At 62.3% G+C, this 24,948-nt stretch carries 21 protein-coding genes and 1 pseudogene; 11 read left to right on the top strand and 11 right to left on the bottom strand.

Going from position 1 to position 24,948, the window contains the following annotated elements; genetic code table 11:
- Nucleotides 1–180: 180 nt before the first annotated feature.
- Nucleotides 181–2,784 carry a serine/threonine-protein kinase gene (locus tag KY459_02820; protein ID MBW3563636.1) on the top strand — a complete coding sequence of 868 codons (2,604 nt, stop codon included), beginning with the start codon at nt 181–183 and terminating at the stop codon, nt 2,782–2,784.
- A 61-nt stretch (nt 2,785–2,845) separates the two neighbouring features.
- Here KY459_02820 and KY459_02815 read toward each other — a convergent pair whose 3' ends face one another.
- Together KY459_02815 and KY459_02810 are read right to left on the bottom strand one after the other, a co-directional pair.
- On the bottom strand, nt 2,846–3,190 hold the full coding sequence (locus tag KY459_02815; GenBank protein MBW3563635.1) for a hypothetical protein: 345 nt from the start codon (nt 3,188–3,190) through the stop codon (nt 2,846–2,848).
- Nucleotides 3,191–3,326: 136 nt separating this feature from the next.
- Complete coding sequence (locus KY459_02810; GenBank protein ID MBW3563634.1) at nt 3,327–3,860, bottom strand: DUF1440 domain-containing protein; 534 nt, start codon at nt 3,858–3,860, stop codon at nt 3,327–3,329.
- Nucleotides 3,861–4,493: 633 nt separating this feature from the next.
- Here KY459_02810 and KY459_02805 point away from each other — a divergent pair.
- The 3 genes from KY459_02805 to KY459_02795 all read left to right on the top strand — a co-directional run bounded on the left by KY459_02805 (nt 4,494) and on the right by KY459_02795 (nt 6,871).
- Nucleotides 4,494–5,519 (top strand): hypothetical protein, encoded by a 1,026-nt coding sequence (locus tag KY459_02805; GenBank protein MBW3563633.1) that lies wholly within the window; start codon nt 4,494–4,496, stop codon nt 5,517–5,519.
- Between the two features lie 252 nt (nt 5,520–5,771).
- Nucleotides 5,772–6,290 carry an RNA polymerase sigma factor gene (locus tag KY459_02800; protein ID MBW3563632.1) on the top strand — a complete coding sequence of 173 codons (519 nt, stop codon included), beginning with the start codon at nt 5,772–5,774 and terminating at the stop codon, nt 6,288–6,290.
- Nucleotides 6,287–6,871, top strand: a complete 585-nt coding sequence (locus KY459_02795; protein MBW3563631.1) for a hypothetical protein — start codon at nt 6,287–6,289, stop codon at nt 6,869–6,871. The genes KY459_02800 and KY459_02795 overlap by 4 nt, the downstream gene beginning before the upstream one ends.
- Nucleotides 6,872–6,931: 60 nt before the next feature.
- Here the strand turns inward: KY459_02795 and KY459_02790 are convergent, their stop codons facing one another.
- From KY459_02790 to KY459_02775, 4 genes and pseudogenes are all read right to left on the bottom strand, one after another.
- Nucleotides 6,932–7,606, bottom strand: a complete 675-nt coding sequence (locus KY459_02790) for a DUF3179 domain-containing protein (GenBank protein ID MBW3563630.1) — start codon at nt 7,604–7,606, stop codon at nt 6,932–6,934.
- 21 nt (nt 7,607–7,627) lie between these two features.
- Nucleotides 7,628–7,975 (bottom strand): DUF3179 domain-containing protein, encoded by a 348-nt coding sequence (locus KY459_02785; protein MBW3563629.1) that lies wholly within the window; start codon nt 7,973–7,975, stop codon nt 7,628–7,630.
- A gap of 22 nt (nt 7,976–7,997) precedes the next feature.
- The gene (locus tag KY459_02780) at nt 7,998–8,768 is read right to left on the bottom strand and encodes a formylglycine-generating enzyme family protein (GenBank protein ID MBW3563628.1); all 771 of its coding nucleotides are present in this window, start codon (nt 8,766–8,768) and stop codon (nt 7,998–8,000) included.
- Between the two features lie 290 nt (nt 8,769–9,058).
- Nucleotides 9,059–9,370 (bottom strand): annotated as a pseudogene (locus KY459_02775) (hypothetical protein).
- Nucleotides 9,371–9,776: 406 nt separating this feature from the next.
- Here KY459_02775 and KY459_02770 point away from each other — a divergent pair.
- From KY459_02770 to KY459_02755, 4 genes are all read left to right on the top strand, one after another.
- Nucleotides 9,777–10,019 carry a hypothetical protein gene (locus KY459_02770; protein ID MBW3563627.1) on the top strand — a complete coding sequence of 81 codons (243 nt, stop codon included), beginning with the start codon at nt 9,777–9,779 and terminating at the stop codon, nt 10,017–10,019.
- A 139-nt stretch (nt 10,020–10,158) separates the two neighbouring features.
- The gene (locus KY459_02765) at nt 10,159–10,977 is read left to right on the top strand and encodes an alpha/beta hydrolase (GenBank protein ID MBW3563626.1); all 819 of its coding nucleotides are present in this window, start codon (nt 10,159–10,161) and stop codon (nt 10,975–10,977) included.
- A 156-nt stretch (nt 10,978–11,133) separates the two neighbouring features.
- Nucleotides 11,134–12,690: an SDR family NAD(P)-dependent oxidoreductase gene (locus KY459_02760; GenBank protein ID MBW3563625.1), complete on the top strand. Its 1,557-nt coding sequence runs from the start codon at nt 11,134–11,136 to the stop codon at nt 12,688–12,690.
- Nucleotides 12,691–12,693: 3 nt separating this feature from the next.
- Entirely contained in the window at nt 12,694–14,619 is a 1,926-nt protein-coding gene (locus tag KY459_02755) for a glycoside hydrolase family 15 protein (protein MBW3563624.1), read from the top strand.
- Nucleotides 14,620–14,663: 44 nt separating this feature from the next.
- Here the strand turns inward: KY459_02755 and KY459_02750 are convergent, their stop codons facing one another.
- On the bottom strand, nt 14,664–14,978 hold the full coding sequence (locus tag KY459_02750; protein MBW3563623.1) for a hypothetical protein: 315 nt from the start codon (nt 14,976–14,978) through the stop codon (nt 14,664–14,666).
- A gap of 254 nt (nt 14,979–15,232) precedes the next feature.
- Here KY459_02750 and KY459_02745 point away from each other — a divergent pair, with 254 nt between their 5' ends.
- Complete coding sequence (locus KY459_02745) at nt 15,233–16,918, top strand: VWA domain-containing protein (GenBank protein ID MBW3563622.1); 1,686 nt, start codon at nt 15,233–15,235, stop codon at nt 16,916–16,918.
- Between the two features lie 414 nt (nt 16,919–17,332).
- On the opposite strand, the gene KY459_02740 is transcribed toward KY459_02745, so the two are convergent.
- Nucleotides 17,333–19,573 carry a hypothetical protein gene (locus KY459_02740; protein ID MBW3563621.1) on the bottom strand — a complete coding sequence of 747 codons (2,241 nt, stop codon included), beginning with the start codon at nt 19,571–19,573 and terminating at the stop codon, nt 17,333–17,335.
- A gap of 473 nt (nt 19,574–20,046) precedes the next feature.
- Nucleotides 20,047–21,084 (bottom strand): hypothetical protein, encoded by a 1,038-nt coding sequence (locus KY459_02735; protein ID MBW3563620.1) that lies wholly within the window; start codon nt 21,082–21,084, stop codon nt 20,047–20,049.
- Between the two features lie 306 nt (nt 21,085–21,390).
- Here KY459_02735 and KY459_02730 point away from each other — a divergent pair, with 306 nt between their 5' ends.
- Nucleotides 21,391–21,867 carry a nuclear transport factor 2 family protein gene (locus tag KY459_02730; GenBank protein ID MBW3563619.1) on the top strand — a complete coding sequence of 159 codons (477 nt, stop codon included), beginning with the start codon at nt 21,391–21,393 and terminating at the stop codon, nt 21,865–21,867.
- Nucleotides 21,868–22,144: 277 nt separating this feature from the next.
- On the opposite strand, the gene KY459_02725 is transcribed toward KY459_02730, so the two are convergent.
- Together KY459_02725 and KY459_02720 are read right to left on the bottom strand one after the other, a co-directional pair.
- The gene (locus tag KY459_02725; GenBank protein MBW3563618.1) at nt 22,145–23,290 is read right to left on the bottom strand and encodes an FtsX-like permease family protein; all 1,146 of its coding nucleotides are present in this window, start codon (nt 23,288–23,290) and stop codon (nt 22,145–22,147) included.
- A gap of 189 nt (nt 23,291–23,479) precedes the next feature.
- Nucleotides 23,480–24,106, bottom strand: a complete 627-nt coding sequence (locus KY459_02720) for a hypothetical protein (protein MBW3563617.1) — start codon at nt 24,104–24,106, stop codon at nt 23,480–23,482.
- A gap of 72 nt (nt 24,107–24,178) precedes the next feature.
- Here KY459_02720 and KY459_02715 point away from each other — a divergent pair, with 72 nt between their 5' ends.
- Complete coding sequence (locus KY459_02715; protein MBW3563616.1) at nt 24,179–24,766, top strand: TetR/AcrR family transcriptional regulator; 588 nt, start codon at nt 24,179–24,181, stop codon at nt 24,764–24,766.
- The last annotated feature ends 182 nt before the right edge of the window (nt 24,767–24,948 follow it).

Below are 24,948 nucleotides of genomic sequence, written 5' to 3'. Positions count from 1 at the left end.
GGCGCGCGACGAGCTCGGCGACGCAGGCACTTGCGGTAAGGTCTTGGAGTTGGCTCCACTTTTCCTCCTTTTCCTTCGGACCGCAGGTGAGGGTAGGGCCTCCGGACCGGATGTCGGGGTGCCGCGCCGGCTCCGGACTCCACCGACCGAGATGATCCGGGGTAAGCTTGTCTCCTACGCATGAGCTTTGCGCCGGGTCATGAACTGGGCGACTACGAGATTATCGAGCAGATCGGATCCGGTGGCATGGGGCAGGTCTACCGAGCCATCGACCGAAAGCTGAATCGTGAGGTCGCCATCAAAATCATCCACAGGGACGACGCGCAGTCGGTTGCGCGCTTCGAGCAGGAGGCTCGTGCGCTTGCCGCGCTCTCCCATCCGAACGTTCTACAGGTTCACCAGTTCGGCATCGCGGGCGACACCCAATACCTCGTCACGGAGCTGCTCGAGGGGAAGACTCTTCGGGCTTGTCTCTCTCGCGGATCGCTCCCCTGGCGCCGCGCGATAGACATTGCTTCCCGAATCTGCGACGGTCTCGCCGCCGCCCACGCCAAGGGAATCGTGCACCGCGACCTCAAGCCCGACAACATCATGATCACACCGGACGATCAGGTGAAGATTCTCGATTTCGGTCTCGTCCGGTCTTCGGAAGAGTTCACGGAATCGGATCCGACCCGGGCAAGAACGGCACCGGGTGCCGTCATCGGAACCCTGCTTTACATGTCACCCGAACAGCTCAGAGGTGAGACGGTCGACGCGACCACCGATCTCTTCTCCCTCGGGTCTATCATTCACGAAATGATCACCGGCCGCCCGCCATTTCTGCGGCCGAGCGCCTCTGAAACGACGAGCGCGATCCTTCGCGACGAGCCACCCGCACTCGAACGTGTTCCCGATTCCCTCCAGGCGCTCGTCAGCGAGTGCCTGGCCAGGGACAGAGGAAGGCGTCTGCAGTCCGCCCATGATCTCGGGCTTCGTCTTCGCCGGCTGACCCACGAGACGCACGGCAAATCTCGTCCAGCGATGTGGATTGCTCTCGTGTTACTGCTGGCCGCAGCAGCGGTCGTCGTATGGATCGCTCGTGACGACGTCGCACCTCATGAGACAGTGAGAGAAGCAGCGGCCAGCTCCCCCAGAACCCTCTCGCAGCTCACGTCCGCGAGCGCTGTCGAGCAGTTCCCCTCCTGGTCGCCGGACGGGAAATGGATCGTCTTCACCAGAGAGACCGGGAACCTCAGAAAGCTCTTCCTGAAATCGATTGGCGACGCGGAGGAACGACAGCTCACGTTCGGGGATTATGATGATATCTATCCGGCCTGGTCTCCCGACGGCAAGACGATCCTCTTCGTACGTTCGCGGGAGAAGGGCCAGCGACTCGCGCCGGGGGATGTCTACGGCGCCTACTCCGGCGGAGACGTGTGGTCGATCGATCTCGGGGGCGGAGCGGAGCACGTTCTCATTCGCGATGCCTTCGACCCGGCGTGGTCTCCCGACGGGAATCGAATCGCGTTCTCGGCCCAATGGAGCGGCAGTGGCCGGATCTGGATCGCGGATCCTCATGGCCGCAATCCGAGGCAGGCGACGACTGACACGACCGAAGCGAGCGAGCATCTTCGTCCGAGCTGGTCGCCGGGCGGCGACCGTATCGTCTTCCAGTATTCGGATCGTACGCAGTTCGACATTCAGATTCTCGATCTCGAAACGGAAGAGACACAATGGCTCACGAAAGACTCGATCCTCGACGTCGGCCCCGTCTGGTCCGGCGATTACGTCTATTTCTCCTCGTACCGGGGAGGCGGGATCAACGTCTGGAGAAGCCGCGCAGCGCCGGACGACTCATTCCCCGAGCCTCCGGAGCAGGTGACGACCGGCGCGGGACACGATCTTGATCTCGCCCTCTCCGCCGATGGAAACCGGCTGGCGATGACGACCCTTCGGCAGAATTCCGATCTGTGGAAGCTCCCCGTCACCCCCGGGGGAAACGTGGCGGGCTCTCCTGAGGTCGTGGAGGCGACCACACGCGAAGAAAGCCGGGCTTCGTGGTTTCCCGACGCGTCGGCGATCGCCTTCAACTCCGACCGGACCGGCGACATGAACATCTGGATCAGGACGCTCGAGGATGACGCCGCGAAGCAGGTGACACGTGGACCGGGTGGTGACTTCCAGCCGGTGTGGTCACCGGACGGGACCCATCTCGTCTTCTTTTCCGGCCGTGGCCAATCGATCGACATCTGGGAGGTCGATCTGCGGAACGGCTCGCTTCGGCAGCTCACCCGCGATCCCTCTAGTGAGACTCATGCCTTTTACTCACCGGATGGCAGCATGATCGCCTACATGTCGGACGCCAATGGCAGACTCGAATTGTGGGTGATGAGCCGGGACGGCTCGAACCAGCGCCAGGTCACGAAGAACGGCATCGACGTTCACTACATCCGCTGGACCCCGGACTCCAGGGCCGTTTCGTTCGTCTCGAACGCCACATCCCCTTCCCGCCTCGCGTTCATCGAAATCGCCGGTGGCGACGAGCAACCAACCGCGATCATAGGCGGGTATCACCACTCGTATTCGCCGGACCGTTCGCATGTCATCGATGTCTCGAATCACCAGCGGCTATGGGTGGCGCCGCTCGCGACCGGAGAGACGAGGACGATTCTCGAATTCGAAGACTCCCAGGTGAGGATCGACTACCCGTCCTGGTCACCCGATGGCCAGTGGGTCGTATTCGACCGATCGCGTCCGGAGGGAGGAGACGTCTGGATGCTCGAGGGGTCTGATCGCCAGTGATCGTCCGGAAGCACCCCGGAGCTGTGCCGGCGACTGACCGGTGGCAGGCCGCAGAGGGATTTTACCTCGGCGGACTTTTCACTCGCCACCTCGTTAAGTTGCGTTTCTGGCTCTGACCCCAACTTTCCCCATCCCGACTTGCGATGAGATCGACCGCGCGATCGATGCCGACGAAGAAGAGCCCGCCGCACGCGAACGCAACGATTGCCGCCCAGGGCGGATCGACCGTGATGGCCTCCGGCAACAGTTCCACCGCAACTACTGAAAGGACGATACCGGCCGCGGCATGAAGCGCCATGCTTCTCGCCTTGCGGCTGATCGCCATCAGTTCCCCGACGAGCCCCCCGCCGATCACTCCGGCAGCTGGAATCAGCGCGAGCAGAAGAACTTTTCCGAACTCGCCCATCTCTCCGGATCGTGCGGAAGTTGTGCCTCTCCACCGCCCGGCGGATCTGCCGGAGCCCGGGAGCCGTCACTCTTCGTAGCCACGAGGAAGCGGTGTCGACTGCAGGAAGCGCACGGGCTCCCCTCCTCCGCTTCATTCAGTCGGAGAGCCGGTCCTGCGCGGTGTCCGCGATGGCGAACGCCGCCTCGACGACCACGCCGAAGACGAGATGGCCAACGAGTCCGCGCATGTGCGTCTGCCATGGAAACTCGGGCGGCGGCGGAGTGAGGCCGAGAAGGGTGAGCGCCGCCTCATCCATCGCCAGCCAGAAGAGCGCACCGTAGGCGAGACCTGATCCGAGCCCGGCGGCAGGAACCTGGTTCCGAGCGAGGCCGTAAACCGTACCGGCAGAAACGCCGAGCGTCCAGTGGATGCCGGCGCCGAGCGTCTTTCGTTGCTCCTCGGAGAGCTCGTGACCGAGCAGCTCAGCGGCTTTCTCGGCCGCTGTCTCGTACGCCATCTGGTCGCCGCGGGCTGCGTTCTCGCGATCCTTTGCCTGCTGCGGCTCCCGCTCGTACATGATGGTCGTTACCCAGTCCATCACCCATGTAGCGGCCACTCCTGCAGCCGTACCGACCAGCAGGTCGGTGGCCAGGCTGCGCTCACGGATGCGTCGTGATCGGGTTCTCATCGAAACTGCCGCTCCTTCCGATTGCTCCTTCTGATCGATCGTCTCGAGCCCCAAGTAGAGTCTAGAGCAGGAACTAGGTCTGGAATCTCTGTTTCTCCTTCCCGCAGAGTAGAAATTAAAACGGGTTGTTGCTCAAACCGACAAGCCGAGAGGATCACCCGTCCAGATTTACCCCAGGTTCGACGCGTTCACAACTCGTCATCCTGAGCCGCCGAAGGACGGCGAAGGATCTGGGCGGGGGCTCATGAATGATCCTCCAGCCCGCCATGACGATGATTCGCGAGCCACCCCCAGATCCTTCGCCGTCCTTCGGCGGCTCAGGATGACAAGGGGCGGACTTTTCCCCGCCATCGTCTCTATCCCGGGTTTGAGCAACAACCCCCAAAAGACCTGGCCCCTACTATTAATCTCGGTAGAGAGACGAGTAAGTCACAGGAGTGATTGCGCCACTTCCCATCAGGCCCCTACTCTTACTGCACGAAAGCCCGTCCTGCTTTTTTAAACCTCTTTGTCGCGGAGAGTTGCACGACGTACGTCAGGCCCGGAGAAAAAAATCTTCCGAAGGATTCAAGTCTACAGCTGGACAATATTTGCAGCCAGTACGAGTAAACGAACGGCCCCTCAATCCGTCCAATGAGCATGAAGCTGACACGCGTCACTCTGATGTTCGCGGGATTCGCCACAGTCGCATCGGCTCTGACGCCCCTCACCGACATGGGATCGCAGAACTATCTCGGATTTCCCGGTGGTCTGTATCCCGGTGGCCGGAACGAGATGCCACTCGATCACGCGGCGGCCGGCATGTCGTTCGCGCGGGAGATCGTGCCGCGGGATACTGTCGGCGTTCCATCATCATCAGGGAAGATCGTTCTTCTATCGGTCGGGATGTCGAATACGACTCAGGAGTTCTGTTCCCAGGGAAATCCAACCCGCTGCGAGGTGTGGTCGTTCGTAGGCCAGGCGCTCGCCGACCCGGAGGTGAATCGGACCTCTCTGGTCTTCGCAAATGGTGCGAAGGGCGGGCAGGCCGCGGAGACGTGGGACTCGGCGGGCGACAGGAACTACGACCGCATACGAGACACGGTGCTGGCGCCGCGTGGACTCTCGGAAGCGCAGGTTCAGGTGGCGTGGGTGAAGGTGGCCAACCCGCGTCCGACGCGATCGCTTCCCGATGGCCAGGCCGACGCATACCGGCTCGTGACCCAGATCGGCGACATCGCACGCGCGCTTCGCCTCCGCTATCCGAACCTGAAGATCATCTATCTGTCGAGCCGGATCTACGCCGGCTATGCAACGACGATGTTGAATCCGGAACCCTACGCCTACGAGTCTGCGTTTGCAGTCAAGTGGGCGGTCGAAGCGCAGATCGAACAAATGCGCAACGGAGAGGTGACGAATCCCCGCGCGGGCGATCTGTCCTGGGCCACGGCCGCTCCATGGATGGCGTGGGGGCCGTATCTCTGGGCAGACGGCCAGAACCCGCGCAGCGACGGGCTGGTATGGGAGCCCGGCGATTTTCAGAGCGACGGAACGCATCCCGCGCAATCGGGCGAACAGAAAGTGGGAGCGCTGCTTCTGAGGTTCCTGAAGTCAGAGCCGACGGCACGGGGCTGGTTTCGGAACGACGCGCCCGCGCGAAGACGTCCGGTTCGAAGATGAGCACCACCGCCGCTCCCCTCTCCCCGCGAAGTCGGCGAGACAAGAAGTGGCGCGCGGCATTCGCGGATGAGCTTGCGCGATCAACGCGCGCCGGGAGACGGAGTCGGGGGGCTTGCAGCCTCTGCGTGTGGTAGCCCGCATCGGAGTTGTACGGCCCCTCTACCCGCGAGCGGGGCGAGGGGTCGATGCGCGGGGCTCTTCCGCTGCAATCAAAGCTCGCGGCCGGGCGTTTCCGATGCAGAGCAAGAACCGGTGAATGAAACCGTGCCGACAGATGTCTCGGCGGAGTGGTCTGACGACGCAGATTTCGAAGATCTGCTGCACGCTGCATTCCGCTATGCAATGGCGCTCACCCACGCGGTGGAAGAGGCGGAAGATCTGGTCCATGATGCCTGCGTGGCTGTCGTCCGCTCGGGCGGCTCCTGGGATAAGGCGTATCTCCTGACGACGATCCGGAACCGGTTCATCGACAGGTACCGGCGCAATCGGCGCATTCTTTTCGTTCCAATCGAAGAAGACGCCGATCTGCCGGCTGTCTCGCTGAAGGAGCAGGACTATCTCCTTTCCGGCGCACTCGATCAGGCGCTCGGCGAGCTCAGGGCGGAGGAGCGGGAGACGCTTTTTCTGGCCGTGGTCGAGGGCTATACCGCGCAGGAGATCGCCGATCTGACGCGCCGGCCGCGGGGGACGGTGCTGAGTCTGCTGCATCGAACAAAATCGAAACTGAGGACCCTTCTGAATTGCCGGACCGGCGCAGAGGGAAGCATATGAAACCGGAAAAGAACCTGGAACAGCAGATTCGCACTCACTACGAATCGAAGCGTCTCTCCTCGTCCATGATCGACGAGATCCGCATTCTCCGAAAGGGGAGCGAGCGCGAGCGGAGGTCCAGCCGGTTTTCGGTTCGCTGGCTTTCGATCGCTGCGGTCATTGCAATCCTGATCGCGGCCACCGCACTTCTGCTGGTCCCTCGCGATCACGGGGCGGCGGAGGAGATTGCGATGATCGCGGCCCGGGATCACAACCGCCGTCTCGCTGTCGAAGTACGAGCTTCTGATTACGACGAGCTGCGCGCAAAGATGGCGCGTCTCGACTTCAATCCGGTAATGCCTCAGCGCGCCGCAGAGATGTCGCTGCGCGTAGTCGGCGCGCGATACTCGTCGGTCGGCGGGTTGTCTGCGATAGAAATCAAGCTCGTCGAGCCGTCCGGAGGGATCTGCACTCTGATTCAGGTGCGGGCCGACGAGCGACTTGCGAGAATCGGCTCCTCGCAGCAGTTCGTCATCGATGGACTTCGAATCGATGTCTGGAAAGAGAAGGGGCTCGTCATGGCGCTCGCCAGGACTGCGTGAGCTGAGGGATGGCGCAGCGGTGCGTACTCGACAGCCCGAAGCGTATACCCTCCAGCACTTTCATGGTTCGATCACCGCGGTCTCGGGATGAAATTTCGCCCAGATCGCCCAGTAGACAGTCTTCGCCGAGATGCGCGCGAGGTGCTGCCCCTGGAGCGGTCCGTCGATCGCTTCTCCGCTGTCCAGTGACCAGATCGAACCGGTTTCCCGATCGCGCATCCGCGCTCCGTCAAAAGGCTCGAATGTGAGCGAGCGATCGCCATGACGCCGGTCGAAGGCGGCGGTGCGGGTGACGACGATTGGACGGTCGAGCGCTGTGGTCAGAAGGATCGGACGCTGTCGGAGCGCAGAGATCGGCACGGCGGCGAAGCGGCCATCGTGCTCGAGGCCGAGAACGAGCTCCTTTCCCGGCAGGCGAGGATCGGGGTTCCGCGACCCGCGGACCCCGATCATGCGGGGATCATCGAAGTATCGATCGTACGTCGAACCGCGAAGGCGGGGCTTGACGAGGACCAGTGTGTCCGGATGGCGGCGCTTCCACTCGGCCCACGTCATCTGCTCGGACGGAAACTCTTCGAGCCGCCGTCCTTTCATCGGCCCGGCGACAGCCCGGCCATTGACCTGGCTCCAGAGCGAGCGCGTCGCACGATCGTACATCACGAGAGAATCACGCCACAGCATCCCCGACACGCCCAGGGTGGTCGGACCGTCGTCGACTTCCGGTCGGGCGTACACGACGCCCGTATGCGCGAGCGGTCACCAGGTGACCGCGAGCGGCTTCGAGGCGATCGTATCGTTGACGATCTCGTGGCGGTCGAGGTGCCATGTGGAGTACGCCCTCGCCACCCCGTCCAAGACGACACCGATGACCGGCTCGTCGTCATCCATGAACGTCGCATCGGCCGCCCGAACGAACTCCGGCTCGTCGATGGCGGGGATCGCGTCGGGAGCGAGCAGCGTGTGAACGGGATCGTTTTCAACCTCGGTGATGTGCGGCAATCCGTCCCTCGTTTTCGGCTCCCTCCTCGGATCGTCGACGTTTGGCGCTGCACAGGCAGAAACCGTAAGTGTCAGAACGAGCGGAGCAATCACGCGGAGACGCATCAAATCTCGCATAGGACTGAAATCAACTCTCATTGCTCAGTGACACCGCATCTTTCACGCAGCGGAACCCGACATTGTTGAACCCGCGCGAGATCGGACTCTTGCCGCGAAACCCGGGACGATAGGCACCGCAGTAGCTTGCCGAGCAGAACCACGAGGCACCGCGGGCGACACGCATCTCCGGCGCGTTGACCCGATCGTACGGATCTTCGGTCCACTCCCAGACGTTCCCGATCATGTCGTAAAGGCCGAGGTCGTTCGGCTCGAACGTACCGGCGGGTGCAGTGTAGAAAAATCCGTCCACCAGCTCGTTCCTGCGCGGCCAGGTTCCCTGCCAGACATTCGCAGATCCATCCTTCGAGGGGTCGCGATGACGGGAAGTGGTGTTGCCTGCCGATACACCGGCGCGGGCGGCGACCTCCCACTCCGCTTCGGTCGGAAGCCGCTTGCCGGCCCACGCGGAATACGCGCGTGCGTCTTCCCATGAAACGAGAACGACGGGATGATCGAGTGCGCCGTCGATCGAGCTTCCAGGACCGAGCGGCTCAAGCCAGCTGGCACCGCGGAGATACTCCCAGTCCGATGCTCCCGATCGGTAGCCCCAACCTCCCCCCTGACGTTCCGCGGTCGTTCGGTAGCCGGTCGCCTCGACGAACTCGCGAAACTGGCGGTTGGTGACCTCGTGCGTGTCGATATAGAAGGGTTGAATGGCGACCTCGCGCAATGGCGCATCCGCAGCCGCATGGTCGGAGTCGTCCCCGATCCGGTACGTGCCGCCAGGAATCATCACCATCTCACCGGAGCTCGCGGGACGCGTCAGGTCCGTCCCGCTTCCCCACGCCAGCCCTTCGGCATCCAGCGATGCGGAGCTCCGCTCCAGCCAGTAGCCGGTACCTCCCAGGAGAAGGACTGCGCCGGCGAATACTCCCGCGAGACGAATTGGGGGAGGGAATGTCATTCTGCCACCCGCGGCCTGTAGATGAACGCCAGCGCCAGGGCAAAGACGAGATGATTGATCAGGCTGATCATCGCCGAATAGGTGTCTCCTCCGGATCCGCCGCATGGATTGCACGGATTTCCGGCTGACGCAGAACAGGGATTGGACCCGGCCTTCGCCGCGCATGGATTGGATGCGGCCTTCGCCGCGCAGGGGTTGCACGGATTGCCGGCGTGGTCGGGCGAAGAGCTCGCATTGGCAGCGCATGGATTGCACGGGTTCCCCGCGACATCCGAAGGCTGGCAGGGATTGCCGGGCGCTTCAGCGCACGGATTGGCGGCGGCGCACGGGTTTCCGGCGGCGCACGGGTTGGCGGCGCATGGGTTTCCGGCTCCCCCTCCGCCCATCATTGCCATCATGATCGGCATGGTCGCGAGGGCGATGGCGGTGATGGCCAGACCGTACACGATTCCCTTCAGGAGCGGATTCCACACGCGCACGGGACCGAACAGCCACGCGTAGAGCACGCCCCAGATGAGGCCGACCATCAGATGGAACATTCCTCCGACGAGATACTGTGCGCCCACGCTCGCGTCCTCGCCGAGCATCGTCGAGCCGAGCATCTTCATGATGTTCTGCCCGAAGATCGCCATCGTAATCGTGATCACGACAGTAGCGATCAATCCGGCGATCAGTGCCGAGCTCCAGTTGATTTTCGTCTGCCTCACATACGTCGGTTCGGTCATTCCTTCCTCCTGGGCACGGCTACGTGCCTCAGCCGCGTTACGATCCGGGTGCGGATTTGATTGCACTGATTTCCATCAACCACTGGACAGTGCGCTGGGCATTCGGTAAGAACAGGCCATGCATCGGTTTCTCGCGGCGGCGCGCGCCCCTCGAAATCTTCGCCGCGCGACTCTCACGGCCCTCATCGTCGGACCGATCCTCGCCGTGATCAACCAGACCGAAACGGTCTGGATGCTGTTGTCCGGCGGAGCGGTTGCACGCATTGCCCTGCTGCGGATCTCGCTGACGTTCGCGGTTCCGTTTCTCGTGTCACTCGCCTCCGCGGCTCTGGCGGACGCACAGCGGCGAGAGCCCTCCTGACCGCAGCGTCTCGGGTGGATCACCACGACAGCACGTATGCGGCTTGCATTCGAGAAACGGACGAGATGCGGGCAGGATAAGCCGTCTGCCTGAGAAACGAGGACAGCACCGCACGTGCATTAAACGAAGGGACCGCCAGATGCGATCGCGTACCGAAGTGATCAACGGCACGCCGACACGCTGGGAGGAGGATGGCGACGGCATTCCCGTCGTTCTCGTCCACGGAATACCGACCTCACCCGATCTGTGGCGAAAAGTGACGCCGCTCGTTCCCAACGCCCGCAAACTCTGCTTCGAGATGATCGGCTATGGCGACTCGATTGCGGCGGGCGCAGAACGGGAGATATCAGTCGCGCGTCAAGCGGACTACCTCCTCGACTGGCTGGACGCTCTGCAGGTCGAGCGTGCAATTCTCGTCGGGCATGATCTGGGTGGCGGAGTCGTGCAGATCGCAGCCGTCCGACGCGCTTCACTCGCGGCCGGAATTCTGCTCACGAATGCAATCGGATACGACTCGTGGCCGATACCGAGCGTGAAAATGATGCGGGCGATCGGTGGTCTGGTACGGCATCTTCCTGCAGGCGTGGTCAAAGCGATGGTGGCTCCGCTGTTCGTGCGCGGCCATGATGATCAGGACGTCGCGCGCGAATCATTTCGTATCCACTGGTCCCGCTACGAGCGCGACCGTGCTGGAGTGGCTCTCATCCGGCAGATGAGATCATTGGACGTCAACGACACACTGTCAGTAGCGGACGACCTTCCGCGCCTGCGCGGCACTCCGTCACGATTGATCTGGGGAGCCGCCGATCCTTTCCAGCCGGTGAAATATGGCGAGCGCTTCGCTCATGACCTCGATGCGCCTCTCGAGCGCATCGAGGGAGGAAAACATTTCACTCCTGAAGATCACCCCGACATCATCGCCCGCGGTATCAATGATCTCGTTGAGGCCAACCGTTGACTGAGAGCTTCTGGTCATTCGATGGCTGCTGCCTCGAAACTGGCCGCCACACATCGAGCCCTGGTGAACGTCAATTTCGACAATCTCAGTTCAGCGAGCGAATCGCCGGCTGGAGTTTTTCTTGCTGCGGCTGAACGGGAGAAAGGACATTCAGAGATGAAGAAGCGTGCGCAGGATGAGAAACGCGAGGTGGTCGTCGTCACCGGTGCGTCGGCGGGTGTGGGTCGCGCGATCGTGCGGGAGCTCGCAGTCCGTGGTGCTCGGATCGGATTGATCGCGCGCGGAGGGGATGGCCTCGAAGGCGCGAAGCGCGATGTCGAAGAGCTCGGCGGGGAGGCGATCATTCTCCCTCTGGACGTCGCGGATGCTGATGCGGTCGAGGCCGCAGCGAAAACGGTCGAAGAGACCTTCGGTCCAATCGACGTCTGGGTCAACAACGCGATGGTCTCTGTCTTCTCGCCGGTTAAAGAACTGCGGCCTGACGAAGTCAAACGGGTCACGGAGGTGACCTACCTCGGTGTCGTTCATGGAACGATGGCCGCCCTCAGTCGGATGCTTCCGCGCGATCACGGCGTGATCGTCCAGATCGGCTCTGCTCTGGCTTACCGGGGCATTCCGTTGCAGGCGGCTTATTGCGGAGCCAAACACGCGATCCAGGGCTTCAACGATTCGTTGTACGCGGAGCTCATCCACGACAGGAGCGCTGTGCGTCTGACGATGGTGAACCTTCCCGCAGTCAATACTCCGCAGTTCGACTGGGTGAAAAGCAAGCTGCCGCGCCGGGCTGCGCCGGTGGGGGAGATTTACCAGCCCGAGATCGCCGCCCGCGCGGTGATGTGGGCCGTAGACAACGATCGCAGGGAAGTGAACGTCGCGTGGAATACCACGAAGGCGATCGTCGGAAACGCATTCTTTCCCGGCTACGGAGACACCTATCTCGCCGACAACGGCTACGATCAGATGACCGACGAGCCGGAAGATCCGGACCGTCCGCACAATCTGTGGGCACCAGTCCCCGGTGATCATGGAGCTCATGGCCGGTTCGACGACAGAGCGCAGAAACACGACTGGTATACGAAGGCCAATCTGCACCGCGGTTGGCTGAGTCGTGCTGCTGCGATCGCGTTAGGCGCCGTGGCCGTGAGTCTGAAGGCTGCAGGGAATGGTCAGCAGCGGAAAGAGAAGAAGCGGGCGAAGAAGAAGGCGTCCAGGCTGAGCCGCGACCTCCGCAGGGGAGAGTCGAAGTATCTGAAGGACAGGCGCGGCATCGTGGGGCTGTCAGCTCTCGCTTCCGCCTCGATGGGGTTCATCGCGCTCTATCAGATGGGGATCATCCGGCATCTGCCCGAGCCGCCGCTTCCGATGATGGATGCAGACAAGGTCGATGCGTCGGCGGAAGCGTACGAGAGATTCTCGATGCCCGATGCGGTTCTCGGCCTCGGCAGCTACGCAGCGACGATGTCGCTTGCCGCCATGGGTGGTCCCGATCGGTACCGGACGATGCCGTGGGTTCCGCTCGCGCTCGGTGCGAAGGTCGCCTTCGATGCCGCCAATGCGGGGAAACTCACGCTCGATCAGTGGACCAAACACAAAGCCTTCTGCTTCTGGTGCCTCCTTGCGGCGGGTGCGACGTTCGCAACGGTCCCGCTCGTCGTCCGCGAACTGCGTGCGGCGGGACGGGCGATGACCGGAAAGACCGCTGAGCTCGAGTGAACGGTGAACGAACCTTACGCACCGATCCGTGACTACGCGCTGATCGGCGACTGTCACGGCGCAGCGCTCGTCTCCCGGACAGGAAGCATCGACTGGTGCACATTCGGCCGGTTCGATGCCGCGCCGGCGTTCTGCCGCATCCTCGACGCGACACGAGGGGGATCATTTTCGATCAACCCCGCGGGAGAATTCGAATCGGAACGCCGCTACCTCGAAGGGACCAACATTCTCGAGACTCTCTTCCGCACCTCATCGGGGTCTGTTCGGCTGACGGACTTCATGCCGGTCGGTCGCAAGCCAGGATCGAGCATGCATGACTACGTCACGCTCGAGGCGCCATTCGCGCTCGTGCGCATTCTCGAGGGCGTCGAGGGAACTGTCCCCATGAAGCTGCTGTACGATCCGACCAGCGATTACGGCCGCCATCGCTCCCTTCTGACGACGATGAAAGGGGGCGTGACGGCTTCCGACGGGACGCAGCTCCGGACAGGCATCGACTTTCACGTCTACGAGACGGAAGGCGCGGCGGCTCAGATCGAGCTGCACGCGGGAGATCGCCGGGAGCTGCTCGTCTATCCCGCGATGGCTCGCGTTCCCGACATTCCCGTGCAGCAGCTTCTCGACGTCACACGGGCATTCTGGGAGGAGTGGATGGAGTACTCCCGCTACGGTGGACCGCACGATGCCGCCGTCGTGCGGAGTGCGATGGCGTTGAAGCTGATGACGTACGCCCCGACGGGAGCGCTGGTGGCTTCGCCTCTCACCTCTGTTCCCGAGGCAATCGGGTTTGGGCGAAACTGGGACTATCGGTTCTGCTGGATGCGCGATTCAGCGCTCACTCTGTATGCGCTGTCGGTCCTCGGATACAGCGGCGAAGCCCGGCGCTTCGGCGAGTACCTCATGGTGGCCTGCCACGCCTCGTACCCACGCCTCCAGATCATGTACGGCATCGACTCGGAAGCCGAGCTCCCGGAACGGTCACTCGATCATCTCGAGGGCTATGCGGGGAGTCGTCCCGTGCGCATAGGAAATGGTGCATATCAGCAGACGCAGCACGACGTGCCGGGTGAGATTCTCGACTGGGCTCACCTCCAGCGCGCCCTCGGGAGCCGCCCCCGACGGCGCACCAGAAACTTTCTCGCGGAGCTCGCGGACCGGACCGCTGAGAACTGGTCGGAGCCAGACAGCGGTCTGTGGGAGATGCGCGGAGAGCCGATGAATCACGTCTACTCGAAGGTGATGACGTGGGTGACCCTCGACCGCGCGACGGCATTGACCGGATCCCGAAAGCAGAAACGCGGATGGCGACGGACCGCGGACGAGATCGTCGAGACGGTCCTCGCGAGAGGGATCGATCCGAACCGCGGCACTCTCATGCAATCGTTCGAGAGCGGCGATCTGGACGGCTCGCTGCTCGCCATACCGTTCACAGGCTTCCCGATCGATGCCGGCGTGTTCGGCCGCACCGTCGATGCAATCCGCGAGGAGCTGTCGGATGGACCGTTCGTCTACAGGTATCGAACTGATGACCAGCTCGAAGGGGGGGAAGGCGCATTTCTCCTCTGCAGCTTCTGGCTCGTCGATGCGTTGCTCTGGCTGGGGAGAGAAAAGGAGGCCCGGGACCGGCTTGACGAGCTGCTCGCTGCGTCGAATGACGTCGGGCTCTACTCGGAAGAAATCGATCCGGACTCAAAGATTTTTCTCGGCAACTTTCCGCAGGCATTCACACACATGGCGGTGATCCGCACGGCGTCACTCTTCGAGCTCTTCGAAAAAGAGGGAGTCGATGGCATTCGCGGCAGCAATACGAGCCGCGCAAAGCAGCTCATCGGTGCGACGTCCGGTCCGATGGCGCTGTGGGATGCGTTCCGGCAGTCAGGGCGCCTGGGGCGGTTCTGGTCCTCGAAGCAGTCGATGCTGAAGCTGTGACACCGGACCGGGTGTGAGGTCTTCGCCGTCCCCTGGAGATTGGATCAGGACGTTTTTTCGAGCTCGAGGATTTTGGTTTCGAGCTGATGAACGCGAGCTTTGAGGTCGGCAATTTTCTGCTCGAACTCCTCCCTGCTCATCGAGCGCTTTTCGAGTCGGTCGACCGCGTTCGCGAGCGCATGATATTCCGTCTCGAGACGATCAAATCGAGCATAAAGGGCATCGAAGTGCGACAGCATATCTCGCCGCATATCGGTCACTTCGCTGGCAACACCGTCGATTCGATCTTCGACGGCCTTCCGGCCATTGACCACTTCGTCCAGAATCCGGGTCAGCAGCTCATCCCTTTCGTCTGTCATACGATCATTTTACCTAAGGACCGGATCAGGAGCTCTCGAGATCACTCAAAACCTCTCCACGAGATTCGTCAGACCTTGTAAACAACCGCGGGGGTCTGCCGAGCCACACCGTCGCGAACTTTGCGCACCGTCCCGCACCACCGGGGGGTCTCCGCGCGTTCCACCTCCGAGATGAAGACTCCCGGAATACCTGACTCCACACACCTGCTGTGACCTATAGATCGATCACAATCAGACCGGACGGGAGGTCACCCATGAAGCTCGCACAAGGACTCTCGATGTCGCTGGTGGCGGCGATGATGGCCTCCCCCGCCGCGACCCAGGACGAAGGCGGTTTCGTCGAGCGGATCGACGTCGAAGTCACCAGCGTCGACGTCTTCGTTCGCGATGCCGACGGCAATCCCGTTCGAGGACTGACCGCCGAGGACTTCAAGATCTACGAAGATGGCGTGGAGCGGGAGATCTCGAACTTCTCGGAGGTCGCGGTGACCGACGCCAACGTGACCGACGCGAACGCGCCCGTCGCCATCGACGCCGGCGTTCCGGAAACTCCTGTTTTTTCGACCGATCTCGTTCCCACCTCAACCCAGCAGCACTTCATCATCTACGTCGAGTCTTCGGCGCTGAACCGTTTCAGTCGCGACCACGCTGCGGAGGACCTCAGAGAGCTCGTCCGGACGCTGAGCGATCGTTCGATACCCGTCATGATGGTCCTGAGGGGTTTTGGCGGCGAGGCCGATGATCTGATTTCCTTCACGACGGACAGCGAGCAACTCGAAGCGATGGTCGAAAAGATCGCGTCGAGCCGGCATGCGTTCCAGACTCGACGGCCGAACGAAATGACGCCGTTCCTTCGTCACCGATTCCTCGCGCTCGAAAGCGTCGTTCGCAGCGTGGCAGGACTCGAAGGGAGAAAGGCGATGGTCGCTTACCTCGGGCCGGGTCTCAGGTTCGCCTTCACGGACTCGATCCAGACCCTCGAGGGTAAACAGCAGGAGATGGCTGGCATGCTCGGTGGCAGCGATAAAACGGAGTACGCGTCGCAGCCGCAGGCCGAACCGGAGATCGTGGAGCTCACCAACGCCCGTTCCCTGATCCGGGGGCTCGTCGCCTCGGCGAACGAGGCGGACGTGACGTTCTATCCCGTCTTCGGAGGGGGACTCTCGGAGCTCGAGTCCGGGATCAGCGGCGCAGAGCTCATGTGGGATGGCCCCGGCAACACCCTCGCTCCTTTCGAGCACACGAGAGGTCGAATGGGCGATTATCCGCTGTTCGAGTTCCAATCCGTCCGTGAAGTGTTCAACTACCTGGCGCGTGAGACCGGCGGGCTCACCGCTCCCCCGACGAATGGCTTCGAGCACATCAACCGCAAGGCCGCGGACGACGTCAGCTTCTACTACTCGCTCGGGTTCCGGTCCGAGTCGTCGCCCCGGCGAAGCTCGATACGGGTCGAGGTCGACCAGCCCGGCGTCACCGTCCGCCACCGGCTGGAGGTGCTGAGAATCACTCCGCGTGAACGGGCGGAGCTCCAGACGATCGCGAGCCTCGTTCTTCCGGAGACGATCGAGCAGCCGGAGGAGCTCCGGTTCGAATCACGCGTATTGGGAGTCGAGCGCGAGAGCTGGCGACGGAACATCGTGTCGCTCGAGCTGAGCATCCCGTACGAGGAGCTCGTCCTTCACAGCGGCGACAGAGGTCTCGAGGGTGCCTTCACGGTCCTCATCGCAGCGTCGGATGGGGCCGGCAAGCTCTCGAAGGTCGCGGAGCAGACGCATCGATTCGAGCTGGAGGAACGCGACCGCCTCGCACTCGAAGGCGATTCCTACGCCTACGTCGTTCCGATGCGGATGCGCCGCGGTGAGCACGTCCTCGTCGTGACGGTGATGGACGAGACGAGCCAGATCCGCGGGATTCGCAAGATCACGATCCCTTCCGGCTGATGTGATCGGGGGTCAGTCCCCGTCCAGCGGGGACAGGCGCTGGAGGATGCGATGAACCAGCTGATCACGAAAGTCCGGGCCCTCTTCGGCGACGTCGCGCTGATGTCGGATGTCGACGATCTCGCCGACCTCTATGAGCGGCATTTCGGCTCGCGGGAGTGGTGGACGGCCGAGACGAAGTGGTTCGATCCGGGCAGGACTTCGGCGGAGACCGGAGGCATCTTCACTAATGAGATCAATCGCCAGTCGAGCCAGTATCGGGATGCGCACATGGCGCGCCTTCTCGGCGAGGCGATCAGGGAGGGCGAGCGTGTCATGGCCGTGGTCGGCCGGAACCACGTTCCGAGCCAGAAGGAGCGATCGAATGCTACGCGCGGTCTGAGTGAGTCCGGAGCGAGGGATCGGCCGGGCCTTCTAGGGTCTGCGCACCGGGCGCCGGCGCCTCGGCGCGGGCTCGTCTTCGGTCGGGCGCAGGAAGAGGCGCGGCGCGCCATAGAAGGGCGGGGACTCCACGTTCCGCTGCTCGATGAGCAAACCATCTCCGACTACTTCCTGAATACGCCCCTCGAAGTGGTGAGGCTCCCCCTCGACCCTTCCTGAGGCATCGAGACGGATCAGGAGCGTCTCCTTCGTGACCCGCAGCGAACCGTCATTCCGCTCGACCGCGACCAGGAATCCGTCCCCATCACGTCCGACGCGCACTGGCCCCCACATGTCGGCGGTCCCGATGACACCGAGGTCGCGGAGACTGCCGTCTGCTCGTATGAACGCAGCGCGAATTTTCGGAAGTGAATCTCTCCAGACGAGGAGCGCCTCGCCACCAGGAGCCTCTACCGCATCGAACGTAAATCCACGCGACGCGATCGCGACAGGATCGCCGTACGTGTGGCCGTCAGCGGTCAGGAACCGGTACTGAAGCCCGCAGGTCTCCCCGGGACAGTAACCACCATCCCAGACCAGAGCGAATCCGGAACCGAGTCTGACGAGGAGTGGCTGATCAACATTACCCCACAGAACAGGCCACGGGTTGCCCATGATCTGTCCGGTCGAGCTGATCCGCGTCGCAACGAGGCCATCGAAATGCCGCCATACGACCACGTGACCGCTGCTTCCGCCAGCACTTGCAATCCCGCTCGGGTACTCCTCCGCAACAAGAAACGTCTCGCCAGTGAGATCGTGAGGCTGCATGATTCTTCCGCGAATCAAGCCTGTCTGGAGCTCCTCATCGTAATCTCTCCAGACGGTGAGCCATGAGCTCTCGTTTCCTGAAACGGACCACATTCCCGTCCGATAAAAGGACCACCTTCCCGCCTGATCGCTACAGTCGGAAATGCTCGTTCCCGCGATTCTTCGACCACTCCTGCTCAACAACGCGGCCCGAAGGCATCTCTCCTCATCGAAGTCCCCCGACTCGCTCCAGACCACGAGCGAATCGTCTTCACGGTCGGCACCCACAGGATTTCGCTGATTCGTTGCTCCCGAGGAGAGATAAAAGGTCTCACTGACGTCAGACCCTTCGATCAGACTACCGTATCCGCGGCTGTCGGCGGCCCAGGTCACGAATAGCGCACTGTCGGAACTGGCGATTCGCGAATACGACGAGGTGAACGAAACGTCACGCAGCAGCGTCCACTCCTCGTCCAGCGGGTTTCCATCGAGATCGAAACGCATGAGGAAGAGATCAGACGGGACCAGGCAGGGACTGAAATGGCAGACCGGAGAGAGCTCGGCCACCACGAGGCATTGGTCGCTGCTGCAATCTGCGGCCACGCGATTCGAGATCATGCGGTCTCTTCCAAAGTCGCCGGCGTCCCACGATCGACTCTCTCCGAGCTCACCCTCGGCCGAAAGAAACCGAATCCGTACGCGATGAGGGTAGTCGTGCGGCCCATACGCGATGAGGTGACCAGAGCCGGTGAATGCTGCGGATGGACCCTGGCGACCGGCGGTCTCCTCGATCACGATGATGCTCTGAACCGTGCCCCCGGAGCCGATCCGCGCTGCCCTGATCCCGCCGGGCGGAGACCACCTCTCGTTGTATGTAACGAGAAACCCTTCGCCGTCCACGGCGACGGAAGGCTCATAGCCGTCGTCGATCACGATCGGACCATTGAGCATGCCGGTCGACACATCGGCGATGACCGCCTGCACCGGCCCGTATCCCTGATCCCAGTTACTCCAGGTGATGAGGATCCGGTTTCCGTTGCCGGCAGCATCTCCATCCTGGATCGAAACGCCGAAAGAGAGGACAGGCGTGAGCTCGAAGTTCTCTTCGATGCGGACGACGAGAAGTTGCCCCGGGACCTGGTACACCACATGCGGACTGCCGCCCGCGAGAACGACTCTGGCCCAACCGATCTCTGTTCGCCGGTCGAGCTCAATGCCGTGGCCGTCGAGCCGCTCGCCTTCCGGCCCGAACCGTCCCGACATGAGGAACGCCTCGCCGTCCGCGGCGACCTCGCGGCTCTCGATCCAAACCGCGAGAAAGTGCTTGCCGTCCCAGACCGCGCTGACGCTCTCGCTTCGCGACCACGCCGCACCTTCGAGAGGTTCCGTCAGAGGCACGGGCGCTCCGAGATCGATCGCCAGTGCGACTGGCACCGTCAGGAGGAAGACCAGCCAGATCACGACGTACCGTACCGAGGAGAAAGACATTACAAAACCAAACAGAGCCTCGCAGAGAAAACTCCCTTCGGGGTCAGCGCCTGATTGCGTATCAGGTCTTCGCGGGCTGTTGCCCAAATCCGGGTAGAGACGATGGCGGGGAAAAGTCCGCCCCTTGTCATCCTGAGCCGCCGAAGGACGGCGAAGGATCTGGGCGGGGGCTCATGAATGATCCTCCAGCCCGCCATGACGATGATTCGCGAGCCACCCCCAGATCCTTCGCCGTCCTTCGGCGGCTCAGGATGACGAGTTGTGAACACGTCGACCCTGGGGTAAATCTGGACGGTGATCCTCTCGGCTTGTCGGTTTGAGCAACAACCCGTTCGTTTTCGCGCGGTTCCCCCGAGAATCGGCGGAGGGAGTGAAAGATTGCGCGGTTTGATCGTTCGCGACGAACGCGACCCCTGCAGTAGATCCCGGGTCGTGACCCCGCGGCCGGCAGACGTCAAACGCCGTGGTAGTCGTCAATGATGATCGCGGTCGTGGAGGAGGTGCTTCGGGGCTCCGACGGATCCTCCGAACGCGGCGGCCAGCAGTCCAACGAGCAGAGCAAAGAAGGACCACAGAGCCGCGGATGCCGTGGTCTCAGCCGCCCTCTGGCCGTACTCCTCGGTCTTCTCCCGGACCTGTTCGGGCAACTGCTCGAGCCTCTGCTCGGCCTGCTCCATCTGTCGCTGCCAGTTGTCGACCGTCCGGCGTGCCTCCTCTTCCGACATGCCGGTGTTCCTCACGAGCACATTCGTCATCTCCTCGCGATCGACTTCGGAGATCACCCCTCGCGCCTGCGACTGAAGCTGATCGAACATCTGGTCGAGCTCCTGTGCGGCACGTTGGGGATTCCGAACCGCGTCCATCGCCTCTTCCCGTACGGTCTGCTGCGCCTCGTCCAGCTCTTCTCTCAGCGCCTCGGGTTGCAGCTCCGGATTTTCCGTATCACGGAGAATCTGCTCCGCCTCCCGGCGAATCCGATCGATGGTCTGCTCTCGCGACTGGTCCTGCGGGGTCTGCTGTGCGGTCTGCTGCCCGTCTCCGCCGATCGCTCCCGCGGCGCTCTGCAAGCCCTGGCTCGCCAGCGAGATCGTTCCGCCGACGATGGCACCGACGGCTGTGGTCACCATGTAAAGGGTGAGAAGGGTTGCGAGTCCCCAGGTCACTACGCCGTGCAGAGCGCCGGAGATTTTCCTCGGGACTCCCGCCAGATAACCGGCCGTCCATCCTCCCGCGAATAGCGAGATCAGGGCCGTGACGACCCACCAGATGGCCGCCCCCATCCCCAGGCCTGCCATCGGATCCTGCTCGTGCTCCGGATTGATCGTGCTCATCCCGATACCGAGGCCGAGCAGACTCAACAGGAGCTGCACGACGAGGGCTACGATGACTCCTCCGAAGATCGCTCCCCACGAGACGCGTCGGACGCCTCCTGAAACCGAGTGTTCGTGATCATGTACCTCGGTATGCACGCGTTCGCTTCGTACGACCTCGGGCTCTCTCTCCATAGCCATGCGACCTCCTTTCCCTGCGCCGCTTGCAAGAGAGGTTCCGAACAGAAGTTTCTTTAGCGGGAAATTTCACCGACGCGGTGCCGGAGTCCGGAAACTGAGGCCGCGTCTTCGGTCGTCGGTTACGACTGCGAAACTGAGGAGCCTCATGGGTCACGTCCATGGGGGTTGTTGCCCAAACCGAAACCCGTGAGACCGGATCAGGTCGAGCCCGTTCCTTCAACCGTGATTCATGCGCCCCGAACCAAAAAGAAGACCTTTTCCGGGCGCTTCTGTACAATTGCGTCCAAATCACAGGAGGTTACGCGAATGCTCGAGAGATTTTCTGCAGCGTTGATGATCACGATCCTACTGACCGGATGTGCGTCCCCAGCCGGTGTCGCGGCTGCTGGATCGAATGAAGCGCTCGTTCGTTCGATTTACGACGCCTTTGCCCGCGGCGATGCAGCGGCAGTCCTAGGAACGTTCGATCCCGGGATCGTGTGGAATGAGGCCGAGAGTTTCCACTATTCGGATCGCAATCCCTACGTCGGGCCCGACGCCGTGGCGGAAGGAGTGTTCGGACGCGTTCTGTCAGACATCGCAGAGTTTCAGGTGAGGCCACAGAATTTCATCAGTGAAGGCGACACGGTGGTCGTTTTCGGCCGCTATAAGGGTACCGGCAACGCCACCAGTCTTCCGCTCGACGCGCAGTTCGTGCACGTTTGGCGGGTGCGAGATGGGAAGGTGACGTCCTTCCAGCAGTACACCGACACCGAGCAGTTCAACCGGGTCCTCGGTTCCTGACGACGGACGGGGTCCGGTCTTCGGGGGGTTGTTGCTCAAACCGAAGAGACCGGATCAGGCCGAGCCCGTCCCTTCAACCGCGATTCATGAGCCCCCGTCCACAGCGGGGACAGGTGAGAACTTCGGGAACTTCACGGCGCGATGTGGCGAACGTGGGACGCATTGGAAGTGAAGTTCCCGAAGTTCTCACCTGTCCCCGCTTCGTCCTTCCCGGGTTTGGGCAACAGCCCGTTCGTTTTTCGCCCGTTCCCCGAACACTGGAAAGTGGCTCTTCCAGTCATTCTCTCCGCAGAGCATCGATCGGATTGAGACGGGAGGCCTGAAGAGCGGGGGCGAGCCCGCTGACGATTCCGAGGATCAGCATGATGATCCCACCGACCGCGATGTCCTCGGGTGCAAAAAAAAAGGCTGGAAGCATGCCTCCGGTCGGATCCCCTCTTCCGATCAGGATCATCCCAGTCAGCAGTCCGCCGGCCCCACCCGCGAGCGCGATCAATGTCGATTCGGCCACCACCAGAGTCAGGATTCTCAGATCCGTAAATCCGATCGCTTTGAGGAGGCCAAACTCGACCATCCGTTCCATCACCGACTGCATCATCGTGTTCGCAGCGACGAGCAGAATCGTGAAGAAGACCACGCCCATGATCCACATCGCGATCGCTCCCACATTGCCGATCTGAAGCGCGACCGCGTGAAGAAATGCCTCTTCCGATTCGCTGCTGGTTTCCGCGTCGGAGTTTGCGAACTCGGCATCGATCGCCTTGACGATCGCTGCACTCTCGGCCGGGTCGGAGATTCTGACCAGGATCATGAGGACCAGTCCCTCTCCGCTGGCGCGATTCTCCTCGAAGTAGTCGTGGCGGAAAAACATGTGAGTCGCATCGGTCTCCTTCTCCAGACCGTGATAGATTCCGACGATCTCGAACTCCCACGCTTCGCCGGTTTTCGATGGCCAGATCGGCGAGTTGAGCAGGAAGCGGTCTCCTGGCTCGAGGTCGAGACGTTTCGCGGTCTTCTCCCCCACGACGGCTCCCCGCCGGCTCGTCTTCCACCTGTCCAGCGTCTCGTCCGTAATCCGAAACTCCGGCCAAACGCGGCGAAAGTCGTCCGGCCAGACCGGAAACTGATTGAACAGTGTCGTCCTGCGCTCCCCCTGGATTCCGCCGAACATGGTGAGCGGCATCGCCTCGAAGACTCCTTCGATCGCTTCGATCCGCTGCTCGTAATCGAGAGGGATGAGCCTGAGCCCTGCCGCATTTCTCACGACGATCCGGTCCCCCCCGGCCAGATCGATGCCGAGCTCGAACGCTTTAGAGATTGCCGAGAGATATGCGTACAGAAGGAACGCAACACCGATCGAAAGGAGCGTGAGAAGCGTCCGCAACGCGTGCCGGCGAAGATTCGACAGAATCAGTCTGAACATGATTCGATGAAGATGGAGACATCATAGCCGGTCAGAAGGCCCCGCAACCGACTCGACCAAATCAGACGAGCTCGATTACCTGGCGTTCGAGGTGACGGGCGTCGACGCCCAAGTCTCCTAGCCAGAGCAAAGTAAAGATCAGACTCGAGGTGTGACCCTGACTCTACGCTACGGCGCTTTTTCGCCGGACTATCGACGGATCATCCAGACGGCGACGCCGACGAACCAGATCTCCTCGACGAGCATGATCAGCCCGAAGCCGTGCACGTCGAGTCCGACATGGCCAGTGACGAACGCTGCGATCACGACGATGCCCGCGACCACTCCCAAGATTCCCATCCCGCGTGGAAGCGTGCGTCCCTGGATGCCGTTCGCCGACCAGAGGACGATTGCCCCCGCCGACGCGACGACGAAGATCGACGCGAATGCGCGGTTCACGAGTCCGTTGTAATGAAACGCAACCTGCCACGACCCGGCGTTCTCCGCCGAGTCGAGCATCGCTTCTGCGACAGCGGGCCCGATCAGTCCACTCGCGGCGCCGGCGATCATCGCGGCGATCAGCCCGAAGCCGTACACGACGAAGGCGGCGACCGGGAGCACACGCGATCCCAGCGCGCGCGTCAGTACGAGTCCACCGAGGGCCCAGAGCGGCAGACTCAGGAGGGCCAGGGTGTGGGCCAGAGTCGCGATCCGCGCCGCAGCAGAAAAGCCTTCCGGGTCGACGAGATCCTGTCCGGTCGGATGGAAGACCATCGTTATAATCATGAGCATCGTCGCGGTCACGAATGCGAGGCCACCAGAGCGTGCATCGGTCATGAAGTCATCGTAGCGACGTTCCCGCGGCGTCTCGAGCTCAGCTCGCCGCGTTCTCGAACGAAAGGGGGCGGGATGTCCGGAAACGGCACGCAGAAGCTCGATCGTCGCGTGCGGCGAACGCGTGCGTCACTCGGCGACGCGCTCGTCGAGCTGGCGACCGAGCAGCCGTTCGACGAGATCACGGTCCAGCAGATTCTCGACCGCGCTGGTGTGGCCCGCTCCACCTTCTACGAACACTTCCGCGACAAGAACGACCTCTTCCTCACCGATGTGGAGCATCTGCTCGACTACATGGTGACGCTGATGGAAGCGTCACCCGAACGCTCTCGACGTCTCATCCCCCTCCGTGAGCTTCTCGGTCACATCGCCGATGTGGATGACTTCTACCGCGCGATCGAAGCGTCGTCCTCGATCGCCGGTGTCCTCGATCTCGTCGAAGCCTACTTCGTCCGGTTGATCGACCACCGCATCCGCAGTACTTCCGGGTCGAGGTCTTTCTCATCCGACACACGCAGACTGGTTGCAACGTCGCAGGCGCGAGCCGCAATGTCGATTCTGGAGGAGTGGGTGAGCGAGAATACGGCGCAGGAGCCGGCACGTCTCGACGCGCTGTTCCACCGGATGGCCTGGTCAGCGATCGATGCCGCCGCGACCTCGTGATGACGCCTCGCGGTTCTCCTCGCTGGAGCTCACACAGGATAACGCCCCGGAGTGCGCCCTTGCGCAGATCGTCCTGAAAGATGTTCCGTCGTCGGGCGGCCGCAGCACGTCTCCGCGGCAGGAATTCGAGGTCGGACCCGCAAATAGAATTTAGCGGCACCCCCCGACGGTCGTAAGCAAGG

It is taken from the genome of Acidobacteriota bacterium, assembly GCA_019347945.1.
Taxonomy (GTDB): domain Bacteria; phylum Acidobacteriota; class Thermoanaerobaculia; order Gp7-AA8; family JAHWKK01; genus JAHWKK01.
This window is presented reverse-complemented; position numbering and strand designations above follow the sequence as displayed.

Bases quoted from the DNA above. Each gene is read 5' to 3' on its own strand.
- KY459_02820 (MBW3563636.1), top strand. From the start codon at position 181: ATGAGCTTTGCGCCGGGTCATGAACTGGGCGACTACGAGATTATCGAG.
- KY459_02815 (MBW3563635.1), bottom strand. From the start codon at position 3,190: ATGGGCGAGTTCGGAAAAGTTCTTCTGCTCGCGCTGATTCCAGCTGCC.
- KY459_02810 (MBW3563634.1), bottom strand. From the start codon at position 3,860: ATGAGAACCCGATCACGACGCATCCGTGAGCGCAGCCTGGCCACCGAC.
- KY459_02805 (MBW3563633.1), top strand. From the start codon at position 4,494: ATGAGCATGAAGCTGACACGCGTCACTCTGATGTTCGCGGGATTCGCC.
- KY459_02795 (MBW3563631.1), top strand. From the start codon at position 6,287: ATGAAACCGGAAAAGAACCTGGAACAGCAGATTCGCACTCACTACGAA.
- KY459_02785 (MBW3563629.1), bottom strand. From the start codon at position 7,975: ATGCGTCTCCGCGTGATTGCTCCGCTCGTTCTGACACTTACGGTTTCT.
- KY459_02780 (MBW3563628.1), bottom strand. From the start codon at position 8,768: ATGGTGATGATTCCTGGCGGCACGTACCGGATCGGGGACGACTCCGAC.
- KY459_02770 (MBW3563627.1), top strand. From the start codon at position 9,777: ATGCATCGGTTTCTCGCGGCGGCGCGCGCCCCTCGAAATCTTCGCCGC.
- KY459_02765 (MBW3563626.1), top strand. From the start codon at position 10,159: ATGCGATCGCGTACCGAAGTGATCAACGGCACGCCGACACGCTGGGAG.
- KY459_02760 (MBW3563625.1), top strand. From the start codon at position 11,134: ATGAAGAAGCGTGCGCAGGATGAGAAACGCGAGGTGGTCGTCGTCACC.
- KY459_02750 (MBW3563623.1), bottom strand. From the start codon at position 14,978: ATGACAGACGAAAGGGATGAGCTGCTGACCCGGATTCTGGACGAAGTG.
- KY459_02745 (MBW3563622.1), top strand. From the start codon at position 15,233: ATGAAGCTCGCACAAGGACTCTCGATGTCGCTGGTGGCGGCGATGATG.
- KY459_02740 (MBW3563621.1), bottom strand. From the start codon at position 19,573: ATGTCTTTCTCCTCGGTACGGTACGTCGTGATCTGGCTGGTCTTCCTC.
- KY459_02735 (MBW3563620.1), bottom strand. From the start codon at position 21,084: ATGGCTATGGAGAGAGAGCCCGAGGTCGTACGAAGCGAACGCGTGCAT.
- KY459_02730 (MBW3563619.1), top strand. From the start codon at position 21,391: ATGCTCGAGAGATTTTCTGCAGCGTTGATGATCACGATCCTACTGACC.
- KY459_02725 (MBW3563618.1), bottom strand. From the start codon at position 23,290: ATGTTCAGACTGATTCTGTCGAATCTTCGCCGGCACGCGTTGCGGACG.
- KY459_02720 (MBW3563617.1), bottom strand. From the start codon at position 24,106: ATGACCGATGCACGCTCTGGTGGCCTCGCATTCGTGACCGCGACGATG.
- KY459_02715 (MBW3563616.1), top strand. From the start codon at position 24,179: ATGTCCGGAAACGGCACGCAGAAGCTCGATCGTCGCGTGCGGCGAACG.